Annotated in this window: 12 protein-coding genes and 1 pseudogene; 1 reads left to right on the top strand and 12 read right to left on the bottom strand. The window is 49.0% G+C overall.

The window, feature by feature from the left end:
* Positions 1–148: 148 nt before the first annotated feature.
* The 9 genes from SGI97_06900 to accC form a co-directional block, all read right to left on the bottom strand.
* On the bottom strand, positions 149–1,606 hold the full coding sequence (locus tag SGI97_06900; GenBank protein ID MDZ4723615.1) for an energy-coupling factor transporter ATPase: 1,458 nt from the start codon (positions 1,604–1,606) through the stop codon (positions 149–151).
* Between the two features lie 69 nt (positions 1,607–1,675).
* Positions 1,676–3,130, bottom strand: a complete 1,455-nt coding sequence (gene gcvPB, locus SGI97_06905) for an aminomethyl-transferring glycine dehydrogenase subunit GcvPB (GenBank protein MDZ4723616.1) — start codon at positions 3,128–3,130, stop codon at positions 1,676–1,678.
* A gap of 44 nt (positions 3,131–3,174) precedes the next feature.
* Positions 3,175–3,846, bottom strand: coding sequence for an outer membrane protein assembly factor BamD (gene bamD / locus SGI97_06910; protein MDZ4723617.1), 672 nt, complete (start codon positions 3,844–3,846; stop codon positions 3,175–3,177).
* A 15-nt stretch (positions 3,847–3,861) separates the two neighbouring features.
* The gene (locus tag SGI97_06915) at positions 3,862–4,041 is read right to left on the bottom strand and encodes a hypothetical protein (GenBank protein ID MDZ4723618.1); all 180 of its coding nucleotides are present in this window, start codon (positions 4,039–4,041) and stop codon (positions 3,862–3,864) included.
* 24 nt (positions 4,042–4,065) lie between these two features.
* Complete coding sequence (locus SGI97_06920; GenBank protein MDZ4723619.1) at positions 4,066–4,449, bottom strand: hypothetical protein; 384 nt, start codon at positions 4,447–4,449, stop codon at positions 4,066–4,068.
* Entirely contained in the window at positions 4,449–4,712 is a 264-nt protein-coding gene (locus SGI97_06925) for a hypothetical protein (protein MDZ4723620.1), read from the bottom strand. Before SGI97_06925 ends, SGI97_06920 begins: the two co-directional genes overlap by 1 nt.
* A gap of 88 nt (positions 4,713–4,800) precedes the next feature.
* A complete protein-coding gene (gene gcvPA, locus SGI97_06930) occupies positions 4,801–6,156 on the bottom strand; it encodes an aminomethyl-transferring glycine dehydrogenase subunit GcvPA (GenBank protein ID MDZ4723621.1) in 1,356 nt (451 codons plus the stop codon).
* Positions 6,157–6,220: 64 nt separating this feature from the next.
* Positions 6,221–6,598, bottom strand: a complete 378-nt coding sequence (gcvH, locus tag SGI97_06935; protein ID MDZ4723622.1) for a glycine cleavage system protein GcvH — start codon at positions 6,596–6,598, stop codon at positions 6,221–6,223.
* 15 nt (positions 6,599–6,613) lie between these two features.
* Positions 6,614–8,119, bottom strand: coding sequence for an acetyl-CoA carboxylase biotin carboxylase subunit (accC, locus tag SGI97_06940; GenBank protein MDZ4723623.1), 1,506 nt, complete (start codon positions 8,117–8,119; stop codon positions 6,614–6,616).
* 461 nt (positions 8,120–8,580) lie between these two features.
* Here accC and SGI97_06945 point away from each other — a divergent pair.
* Positions 8,581–8,760, top strand: a pseudogene (locus tag SGI97_06945) (general stress protein).
* A gap of 440 nt (positions 8,761–9,200) precedes the next feature.
* Here SGI97_06945 and SGI97_06950 read toward each other — a convergent pair.
* From SGI97_06950 to SGI97_06960, 3 genes are all read right to left on the bottom strand, one after another.
* Positions 9,201–10,391 carry a PilT/PilU family type 4a pilus ATPase gene (locus tag SGI97_06950; GenBank protein MDZ4723624.1) on the bottom strand — a complete coding sequence of 397 codons (1,191 nt, stop codon included), beginning with the start codon at positions 10,389–10,391 and terminating at the stop codon, positions 9,201–9,203.
* A gap of 37 nt (positions 10,392–10,428) precedes the next feature.
* Positions 10,429–10,929: an acetyl-CoA carboxylase biotin carboxyl carrier protein gene (gene accB, locus SGI97_06955; GenBank protein ID MDZ4723625.1), complete on the bottom strand. Its 501-nt coding sequence runs from the start codon at positions 10,927–10,929 to the stop codon at positions 10,429–10,431.
* A 93-nt stretch (positions 10,930–11,022) separates the two neighbouring features.
* Positions 11,023–12,096: a Xaa-Pro peptidase family protein gene (locus SGI97_06960; protein ID MDZ4723626.1), complete on the bottom strand. Its 1,074-nt coding sequence runs from the start codon at positions 12,094–12,096 to the stop codon at positions 11,023–11,025.
* Positions 12,097–12,098: the final 2 nt, after the last annotated feature.

Consider the following 12,098-nt stretch of genomic DNA (forward strand, 5'->3'; position numbering starts at 1 on the left):
GTCAGACGTCATTCGAGCCTGAAGTATATCAGTCCGGTTGACTTTGAACTCATAAACAAATAACCTTAGAAAACTCTCCATTATTTCAGGGCAAGATCACACCCGCCCTACCAGTACGAGACGGCCGGCGCAGCGAATCGCACGAATTTCAATACTGGGTTCCGCGCTTGACCGCTTCTATATCCACAATCTTATCCGCGATATTCTGCAGAAACATTTCATCGTGGCTGATAATCAGCTGACCGATATCGATTCGCTTCAAATGGTTGGACAAGGCACAAAAAAGCTGGATTGCATTCGCGTCCAATCCAGATGTCGGTTCATCGAATATTATGAACTGCGGTGACATGGACAAAATGCTGATAAAGGCGAGCCGCCGCTTCTCTCCGGCTGACAACGTATGCGGGTCGCGCTCCGCTAGCGTATCATAATCCAAACCAACCAATTCAAAAAGATGCCTCAACTCAACATAACTAAGTGTCATGCCGAGATTTATAGGCCCGAAAGAAACCTCGTCGCGGCAGGTCGACATGCAGAACATTTTTTCAGGCTGTTGAAAAACCATCCCAATAATTCGCGGATCAACGATAGTTTGTTCTTTCTCTGCGGTTAGCGTATGAATTTGGACGCTTCCTGTATTCGGTTTCAGAAGACCTGTCAGAAGCAGAGCCAAGGTGCTCTTTCCGCTTCCGGTACTTCCTCGCAGGCCGGTAACGTTTTCTGTCTCAAATGAAAAATTAATAGCTGAAAACAGTTCCGGACTGTTAAGAAACGCAAAAGAGAGATGGTGAAGTTTGGCGGCGGTAATTTTTGTGTTTTGCCGCTTAACCAGAAACGAAATTGTCGGGGCCGGAATATTTTGGTTTGGGACATCTGCGAGGAGCCCTATTCTTTTAAGCATTTCGCTGTCATTCAATATCACCTCAGGTTTGCCATCTGCGGCCACACGCCCCGCATCCAGGATTTCAAGCCTCGAATATCCGCGAGCAGTGTCGAGCGACTGCGTAATCCGCAGTTCAATAAGATTTGGATTCCGCGCACGCAAACTGCGCAACTGCTCGTCTAAAATCTCGCGCCCTTTGATGTCAAGAAACGAGTCCGGTTCATCCAACAGCAAAATAGCCGGATCAGTTATCATCACCGACGCCAAGGCCACACGCTGTTTTTCACCACCTGACAACTGCGATGTGTGACGACTAAATAGATGAGAAATCCCAAATTGTTGGGCGGTATCCAACACTTTTTCATGCATTTCACTAAAAGTCATCGCTTGATTTTCAAGTCCAAAGGCGAGTTCTTTCTCGACTGTAACAGCAACCATCTGATTGTCCGGATTCTGGAAAAGTACGGCAATTTGACCCCTGTCTGTTGAATCCTTATCGCCCCCTGCCCGCTGATGTGTGATGAAAATCATGCCCGAATCTATACTTAACAGCCCAGCGATTGCTTTAATCAGTGTTGATTTACCCGAGCCGTTTGCGCCCATCACACAAACCGACTCGCCGGGCCGGAAGGTCAGGGAAATATCTGACAGAGAATCTTTGTCAGATTTGGGATAGCGGAATGTCAAATGGTTGAGGAAAAGCATAGAATGGTTTGTTGTCACATAATATCTTACTTAAAAAAACCGGCCTTTCACACGAGGAAGGCCGGTTCAATTCAGTTTCAACCGCAATTATCCCTGATAATTCACATCGAGCATCCGCGCCGCAGTCGATTCATCGAGACGCCGCACGGGTGTCGTAAAGGGCGCCAAGGTGACTTTTTTGGGGTCGGTCTCCGCCTCACGGGCAATCTGTTCCATAAACCCGGCGAAATCATCAAGCGTCTCTTTGCTCTCGGTTTCGGTCGGCTCAATCATCATCGCTTCGGGAACGATAAGCGGAAAATAGTTAGTCGGGGCATGGACACCGAAATCCAGCAGACGCTTTGAGATATCTGAAGTTTTCACGCCAAGCTTTTTCTGGCGGTTGCCGGAAATAACAAACTCATGCATGCAATGTTTATCATAAGGCAGGTCATAATCTTTGCGCAAAAGCTCTTTGAGATAATTGGCGTTGATGACCGCATTTTCGGATACCTCGCGAAGTCCTTTGCCGCCGAGAGTTTTAATATAGGCGTAAGCTCGGACCATGTGGGCAAAATTGCCATAAAAAGCATGGAGTCGGCCAATCGAATGAGGGCAGTCGTAGTTAAGGAAAGAGCGGCCTTTGTTGTCTTTTTCTACAACCGGAGTCGGTAGATATTTTTTCAACCGCTCAGTCACACCAATTGCGCCTGCGCCCGGTCCGCCTCCGCCATGCGGGATGGTAAACGTTTTGTGCAGATTGAAATGCATCATATCAAAGCCAATATCAGCCGGACGAAAGATTCCCATATGAGCATTCAAATTCGCCCCGTCCATGTACATAAGACCGCCCTTGCCATGGACAATTCGGGTGATCTCTTTGATATTAGTTTCAAACAGTCCCAGCGTATTCGGGTTGGTTGTCATCATCCCCACCACATGCTCATCCATGACTTCGGCCACTGCCTCGGGAGAGATGACTCCGTGCTCATTTGACTTAATTTGAACGACCTCGAAACCTACCGATGTCACTGTTGCCGGATTTGTGCCATGGGCTGATTCCGGAATGATGACTTTGTATCGCCGTTCGCCTCCATTTTGAAGCTGGTGGGCACGCATTATCAGCAGTCCCGCAAACTCTCCCTGCGCTCCGGCAACGGGCTGAAGCGAGACTCCTGCAAAGCCCGATATTTCCCCAAGCATTTCAGCCAATTCATACATGATTTCAAGAGAACCCTGAGAGGCAAAATCCGGAGTCAAGGGATGAAGCGCACTGAATCCGGGCATCGCTGCCGCGACTTCGTTAAGCTTGGGATTGTATTTCATTGTGCATGATCCAAGCGGATAGAAGCCTTTGTCGATATGATGGTTCTTGACCGACAGATTCACAAAATGCCGCATTACCTGCGGTTCTGAGACCTCGGGCAGATTGGCATCCTCGGCGCGGAGATACTTTTCAGGAATAGAGTCAAGAATCTCGCGTTCGGTTCGCTCACCGGCAGGCAGGGTATACCCCTGCCGGCCGGGCATTGAATGATCATAAATCAGTTGCTTGTCGGTCACTCGTCTTCTTTCATCAATTAAGCCGTGGAAGAAATAGGTTCGCTCTACTTTTTCTCTTCGGTCGGTTTCGCTTTCAATTTGGCAATCTGTTTCTGGGCATAGGCCGTGTCTTCGGAATTCGGATGGTTTTTCATGAACTTTTCGAACGAGGATATCGCCATGGTAGTATCCCCTTTTTGCCTATATGCAACAGCTGTCATGATGTCGGCCTCTTCAGCGGCTGGGCCTTGTTTGAAGTCGGCGGCAATAGCAGAAAAGAGGGATATCGATTTATCATAATCTTTACTGCGCCGATACATATCGGCAATAGCAAGCCGCGACTTGGCCGTCAATGTATCTTTCGGCTCTCCTGCAGATATTACTTTGGTGTACCAGCTTTCGGCTTCGACCGATCCGCCGCGGTATTTGTATTTGTCAGCTATCTCAAAATAGAGGGCGCGATCTTCTTTGGTTTTGGCTTGATTGAGCAAGTCATCAAGCGTCCCGATACCGTTTTTGTAATCAGTCAGGGTTTTCAAGAAAGGTTCTGTCGCCAAATACCCGACAATTCGGTCAATTTCCTTGCCTGTCTGATCTGTCAGCACAATTGTAGGATACCCAGATACATGATAATGCTTTGCCAAGGCCGAATCAACTTCAGCGTTTACTTTGGTCAGCACCATCTGGGTGTTAAAGAAATCAATTGCATTTGAATCAACGAACACGACCGTGTCCATAACCTTGCACCAGCCTCACCAATCGGTGAAAAATTTTAGTACAATCGGTTGATTCTTTGCCGCCGCCTGCTCTATCGCTTCCGGCATGGTCGTGTAAAACGAAGCATGTCCTGGTTCCGATACAAGCGTGGCGCTCGCAGAACTCGCTAAAACAACAAGTCCGGCGATAACAACTGCCATTGTCAGTTTGCTCATACGCGCTCTCCTTTTCCACAGAGGTTAAACCGTTTTAATATGTACATGTCGATAATTTTTACCAAGTAATCCCTCAAGCGCGAGGAGGGCTTCTTCCTTAAACTCACGTGGAACCATAAGGACGATTGACTCCTCGCTTTGGTCGATGCCATTGCTGTCGATACCCTGCGCCTGAATACCGCTCAAATGAATTGATGAAACCATCGATGGTATGTTGACCGAGTGCAGAACTGCCTGGGACCGTTCGGCATTAAGCTTTCCATTGAGGGCGCAAACGGGGACCCAGCTGTCATCAGGCGATGTCGCCACAGTCGGTGTGAGCGGTTGGGCCACAAGCGTTTTGCCGCAATCAGGACAGACCCCGACGGTGGGTTCAAACTCGTATGAACATGACGGACAAAAGGGCATTATTGTTTATCTCCTCTATCGGACTTTCGTTTCCAGCGTTCGCCGACAGTCATTTCCAAAATGCCCGATGCTTCCTCGGCGAAGGAGCTGGGGACTGATATTTCAAAGAGCGATGAACCTTGGCCATAAAAACTATTCAATGTCAGGCCGATCTCTCCAAAATAGCCGGACTTGGATATAACCACGGCGGGTATATTGTACGACATCAATGCTTCGCGGGCAAAATCCGCAGAAAGTTTATCGTCGACTGTGCCGAGTAACATCCATTCCTGATCTTTCTCGTGTTCCGAATCAACGTCAAGTTCTTCCTTACAGATTGGACAGGTTGTCGCTTCATCGGCCCATTCATTATTACATACGGGACAAAACACCACTTGAGGTCAATTCCTTTAATCCTGAGACCATCCGGTCAATTTCCGCATCAGTTCGCTTTTCTGTTGTTGCGACAATAAGACAATTGTCCATTCCGCCGAACCACCTGCCGGCATCGACTCCGGGAAGCACCCCGCGCTCCACCAGAGCAGAGATAATTTCCGCGGCGGGACGGGGCGTCTCGACTGCAAATTCACGAACAAACGGGGCTTTAAAATACGAACGGTATCCACCCAGCGCAAAAATTCCACGCGCCAACCTCTGCGCTTTTTCTGCCGAAAGGAGCGCAACTTTTTTGAGACCTGTTTTACCTAAAAGACTCATATACGCTGTAGCCATAGTCGCGCAGAAGGCCTGATTGGTGCAGATATTTGAGGTCGCCTTATCGCGGCGGATATGCTGTTCTCGTGTTTGGAGAGTGAGGACAAAACCGGGACGGCCATCGACATCTTTTGTGCGGGCCGCGATTCTGCCGGGAAGATTGCGTATCAGTTCTTTTTTTACAGCAAAAAACCCTACCAGTGGCCCCCCGAATGAAATTGGAATGCCCAATGGCTGACCTTCGCCGACTGCGATATCCGCGCCATATTCGCCGGGTGTTTTGAGCAATGCCTGAGCAATGGGGTCGACCGTCATGATGAGTTTGCCGCCAACTCCATGGATTATGCGCTCTGCAGTTTCGATATCTTCGAGCAAGCCAAAGAAGTTTGGCTGGCCAAGCATGACACACGCCGTTTCTTCATTTACAGCATCCTGCAAACGATTGAAATCAGTCAAGCCCTCTTTCATCGGGATGGTTTCAATCGAGACTTCGCGCGCCGCAAGATAGGTGGCAATAACTTGGCGGTACATCGGGTTGACTGTCTCAGAAAGCACAATATGTTTCCGCTTGGTTGCCGCGCAGGCCAAAATAACGGCTTCGGCGGCAGCGCTGGCGCCATCGTAGAGTGAGGCGTTTGACACATCCATCCCTGTCAGACGGCAGATATGGGTTTGGAACTCATAGATTAGCTGTAGTGTCCCCTGCGCGACCTCGGGCTGATAGGGCGTGTACGCCGTCATAAACTCCGGACGCATGACGGCCGCAAATTCAGCCGCGGGAATAAAATGGTCATAGATTCCTGCACCAGCGAAGCAGGCGATCTCGGATGAATTTTTCTTACTAATTTGATCAATCTCGGCCAGCAATTCCATCTCGGAGAGCATAGGAATATCGAGCGGTCGATTCAAGCGGAGGCTGTCGGGAATGGCCCCGATGAGTTCATTGAAATTTTTGACACCGATTTTGTCGAGCATTGCTCGGCGATCGTCATCGGTATTCGGAATGAATGACATAGCTTCTGTTGACTTTCCTTATTCCTATTTCAACTGACTTGCTATATTGTGCGCTTTTTGTCGCTTACGATACTATCTTTTTATAACCGTCGGCATTGAGCAATTGTTCTACCTGCGCAAGGTTGCTCACTTCAACTTTAATCATCCAGCCCCCCCCGTATGGGTCTCTATTGATAACCATCGGATCAGCGTCGAGAGACTTATTGATTTCGAGAACTTTGCCGCTGACCGGCGAAAAAAGCTCCGAGACCGCTTTGACGGCTTCGATCGTCCCGAAATTGCTCATCTGCTCGATTTTCTTCCCGACATCCGGCAATTCAACAAAAACTATGTCGCCCAGTTCTCCCTGGGCATAGTCGGTAATGCCAATGGTCGCAGTCGAGCCATTAATTTTAACCCATTCATGTTCTTTTGTGTATTTCAGATCGGCTGGAATATTCACCAATCTCCTCCCGAGTTATTCTCGATCCGTTAAAGTTGTAACAGTGGCCGGTTCCTGCTGTTCGGTGTTCAAGTTTTCGGTCTCATTGGCCTCAAGACCGTCGCTCTCAGGGTTTTCTTCCCCTCGTCGGAGCGTGACGGACTTTTTTTTTGAACCGTCTTTTTTGAAGTTCGCCTCGATAAATCCGGTGTTGTACTTTCCGGCAATGAAATCAGGATGCTGGCAAATTTCCTGATGAAATCCGATTGTTGTCGGCACACCCTGTATGATAAACTCGCTCAAGGCGCCGGAAAGTCGAATTATTGCCTCTTCACGAGTTCGCGCTTTGACAATCAATTTGGCAATCATTGAATCATAATAGGGTGGAATGACATAGCCAGCATAGACAGCCTTATCCACCCGTACACCTGGCCCGCCGGGTATGTGCATCGCTTCGATCTTGCCCGGTGTCGGGCGAAAATCCTTTTCAACATCTTCGGCGTTGATACGCGCTTCAATCGATGCCCATTTCGGCTTGATTTCATCTTGGTTATAAATAAGTTTTTCGCCCAGAGCGACTCGGATTTGGTCTTTGACCAGATCGACTTCGTAGGCCTCTTCGGTGATCGGATGCTCCACCTGGATACGGGTATTCATTTCCATAAAATAGAAATTCAAATCATCGTCGCAGAGAAATTCGATTGTACCCACCCCAAGGTAATCTACCATCTTTGCGCCCTTAATTGCGGCATCGCCCATTCGTTTACGAAGGTCTTCGGTCATAATTGGCGACGGCGTTTCCTCTATCAATTTCTGGTGCCTGCGCTGAATCGAGCAGTCGCGCTCACCAAAATGGTAGATATTGCCGTGACTGTCAGCCAGAAGCTGGATCTCTATGTGATGCGGATTGACGATTACTTTTTCAAGGTACAAATTGGGGTTACCAAAAGCATTGCCGGCTTCAGTGGAGGCTATATGAAAACCCCGTTCGAGCTCTGCGGCATCTCGGCAGATGCGCATTCCTTTGCCGCCTCCGCCCGCCACGGCTTTAAGAATTACCGGATATCCAACTACTTCTGCAATAGTGACCGCTTCGTCATACGTCGGAACGATGCCTTCGGAGCCGGGGATAATCGGAACTCCCGCGCGTTTCATTACTTCCTTTGCTTTGGCCTTATCCCCCATCTGGCGGATAGCATGCGATTTCGGGCCGATAAATGTGATCCCGCAGGACTCGCACACTTCAGCAAAATCAGCGTTCTCGGCCAAAAAGCCATAGCCGGGATGAATCGCCTGGGCGTTGCAGACCTCAGCTGCGGCAATAATTCGTTTGAAATCTAAATATGATTCTTTAGCCGGACCCGGACCAATACAAACATCCTCGTCGGCGAATCGGACATGTAGGGCATCACGGTCAGCCTCTGAATACACGGCGACTGTCTGAAGTCCAAGTTCGCGACAGGCGCGGATAATGCGAAGAGCTATTTCGCCCCGATTTGCAATCAGGACTTTGGTGAAAGGTCTATTTTCAATAGTTGTCATACGCGAATATTCGTCCCTTGCTTGGCTTCATCCATTAGCGTAATAAGTTAAAAAGATACTGGGATTTACAAGAAATAACAAGTCCGAATATAAAACATAAATTGACTGGTTAACATGTTACCATCTATGACAATCCGTTTTAAAAAGCAGAGTTCATTGATTCATTCCGTACCAACACGTCGCGAACGAGAAGGCGAGGATTAAATAATGCTCGCATGTCGTCAAACGGCTTAATCCAATAGATTCCTGATACTCTGGCCGTTCTTTGGAACGAAGAATCGTACATTATTGTGCAAAAGGTGTAGGGCCGCAGATGAATATCTCTTGAGTTTACAGGCCATACTCCCGAGAGACGTTTTTCTTCGGTCGGAAATAGAGCATATATATTGAAAGGAATCAATTTTATGGATGAAAAAAACAAAGGCCAAGGGCGAGGATGGCATGGGGACCCAGCAGGACACGCGGCAGCAGGCCGCAAAGGTGGCGAGGAAGTCAGTAAGGACCGCCAGCATATGGCTGAAATAGGACGTAAAGGCGGTCAACAATCCGGCGGTAATTTCGCCCATGATCGTGACAAGGCGAGCGAAGCCGGACACAAAGGCGGAGAAGCCTCGCCCGAGAGCAACGAGAACGAAGAATAGGATTCTACTATCTACGCGGCACTCGAAATTATAGCACAATACTGTTCAAATTGGAAAACCCGCTAGCTTGGGGGTTTTTTATTGGTGTTCTCAATTCCGTCGGGTCTTGGCTTTGGCTGAGTGTAACGAAGACAAAGATGTGACCTGACGATCACTTGGTACGCGACTGAGACATCCCGCACGAAGAGAAATATCAAAGTCTTGTAGCGCGTCCGCCGCCGCGGACAGACACCACAGCATACCCCTATTCTTCATGCGGGGTGTTTCTGCCCCGCATCATATAACCGTCAGGTCACACCCACATCTTCGATGTGTGCAAGACCTAACGGAACATCAACCGAGTTTTGTGGCGCATCCGCCGCCCGACACCACAAAAAAACCCCACCGCAAGCAGTGGGGTACCCAATTAAAAGTCATTTCGGCAATTCCGGAGAACCGGATTAGTACTTACTATAACCGCCGGGCATATCCCGAGTGCTTCCGCCAATATTCTGTTTTGGCGGAACCGGAGCCTGCACATTGGGCGTATTTCCCGATGGCTCTTCGTCCCATCGGTCGGCCGCGCCGGTAATCCCCTTTAATCTGAGATCAAAATCGTCAGGATTGGTAGTCGCGCTCATTGCTTCTTCAAAAGTAAGCATCCCCTGTTTGTACAGACGCATAATAGACTGGTCGAAACTCTGCATACCGTACTGTACCCGTCCTTGCTCAAGCAGTTCAGGTATATCAACAGTTTTGTCCTGGTTCATTATGCACTCGCGAATGGCGCCGGTGTTGACCATTATCTCGAGCGCAGGCACAAGCCCGGGCATATCGGCTCGAGTCAACAGACGCTGGCAGACAATCGCTTTGAGTGTTCCTGCCAGAAGCAGGCGAATCTGCTGGTGCTGATGCGGCGGGAAAAATGAAATAATACGAGTAATCGTTTCCATCACATTCAATGTGTGCAAAGTGGTGATGACCAGATGCCCGGTGTCGGCGGCGGTCAGCGCAATAGACATTGTTTCCAGGTCTCGAATTTCACCAATCATGATGACATCCGGGTCCTGTCGGAAGGCATGCCTGAGGGCCGAGGCAAAATTCTCGGTATCTCCGCCGACTTCGCGCTGGGAGATTATTGCCTTCTTGTCGCGATAAATATATTCGATTGGATCTTCGATCGTCAAAATGTTGAGCGGTTCAGTCACATTCATTTCTTCTATAATCGAAGCCATTGTGGTCGATTTACCCGAGCCCGTTGTGCCGGTAATAATAATAAGGCCATGCCGTTCGCGGGCCAGCTTTCTGAGTATGGGCGGAAGATTAAGATCTTCAAATGTCGGCACTGAAGTATTGACCGAGCGGATGGCTATACCAGTGGTCCCGCGCTGGCGGAAAAGATTTATACGGAATCGTCCCAGCTTGGCAACGCTGAGGGCCAAATCCATTTCATTTTTTCGATTGAACCGTTCGAGTTGCTTTTCATTGAGGATCTGCGAGGCAATCTGATCCATATTGTCTATCGTGATTGGATCAGTGGAAATCTGTTCGAGATTGCCGTTCACTCGCAAATATGGGCGAATACCGACGCGAATGTGGAGATCCGACGCCCGTCGGTTGAGCATCTCCACGAGCATCTGTTTGAGCGTCATGGACGTCCCTTCTTGAGACTAAGTAAGCTAAAGTCTCTTATCCGTTCGGATCGATTAAGAAGAGAGCCTGACCGAATTCAACAGGTTTGCCGTTTTGAGCAAATATCTTGACAACCCGGCCGCTCACTTCAGCCTCGATCTCATTCATCAACTTCATCGCTTCGACAACGCAAATCACCTGTCCGGCGTTCACTTTTTCATTCAGTGACACGTAGGGATCGACATCCGGCGAAGCCGCCGAATAGAAAGTGCCGACCATTGGGGATTTGATTTCCACCAGCTTACTTATATCTTCGGCAGGCGCGAGAACAACTTGAGGTTGCGCCGCCGGGGCTGGAGTGGGAGCAGATGCTTGAGGGGCAGAGGGTTGGGGATTGTATGAGGGTTGGACAATCGCGCCAGTATTGCTATGGCCGTTTGTATACGGCGCATGCTTCTGGGTAATCCGAATCTTTCGTCCCCAGCTTGAAACTTCAAGGGACTCAATTTCAGATTCTTCGACCAGACGTATCAGTTTTCGAATATATTTTTCATTCATAGGCAATTACAAAGCAAGGCTGGCGAAAAATGCGCTTTCAAACTAAAGTACATGGGCCAGCCAACTCCTGTAAAAAATGATAGTGAATTCAACTTAGAGCTCCAACAATTTTTTTTCGGCCCTATTGAGCGGTTGACCACCGGATTTGGTCACCAAAACATCGTCTTCTATCCTCACACCACCCCATCCTTCAATATAAATACCCGGCTCAATGGTTACCACATTGTTAGCCTTCAGGGTGTCTTTGGAAAGTGAGGAAACCCTCGGTCCGGTATGGATATAGAAACCTATCCCGTGGCCTGTTCCATGACCAAACATCTTCCCATACCCCGCTTTTGTGATGATATCCCGACAGGCGGCATCGACATCTTTGGCCGGGGTTCCGGCCTTTACCTTCTTAATGCCTGCCAAGTGGGCTCTGAGGACAGTGTCATAAATCTTCTTCTGGCGGGAAGTTGCCTTGCCCAGAACGACTGTGCGGGTGATGTCCGAGACATAGCCATTTACAGTAGCCCCGAAATCAAAGGTGATGAAATCCCCTTTAGCAATTTTCTTAGCCGATGCCCGCCCATGCGGGAGGGCAGAACGATGCCCCGACGCGACTATCGATTCAAAGGCTGGTCGCTCAGAGCCAAGCACTGCCATCTGGTATTCAAGTTCCGCGGAGAGTTCATTCTCACGTATACCGGGCGAAATCATGCTCAGGATTCTCTCAAAAGCCCTATCTGATATTTTGACGGCAGCTTTTATCGATGCAATTTCCACGCTGTCTTTGACCCATCCAAGCTCGGATAAGATAGAATCGGCTGGGATAAAGATCGCCTCCGGCAGAGCTTTTTGCAGGCGGTTACGCACGGAAATGGTCACATAATCCCCGCTGTATCCGTATCGTTTGTTTTTTCCGTGAAGCTGAGTGAGGTCTCCGATGGCCGAAATCACTTCCGAAGGCACAATTGTAATACGGGCGTTTTTGACTTCGGCTGCCGCCTGTATGGCATAGCGTGAATCGGTAAGAAAGTCAGCCGTTCTGTCTGTCAGAGCAAACACTCCGGCCGTGCCGGTAAATCCGAGCAGATACCGGACATAATCCAAATGCGTCACAATTATCCCATCCAGGTTTTCAGCTCGGAGTTTTTTTCGAAGTTCTGCGAGGCGTTTGGCGTGCATCT

Source organism: Candidatus Zixiibacteriota bacterium, from assembly GCA_034439475.1.
In the GTDB taxonomy this organism is placed as follows: Bacteria; Zixibacteria; MSB-5A5; order GN15; family FEB-12; genus JAWXAN01.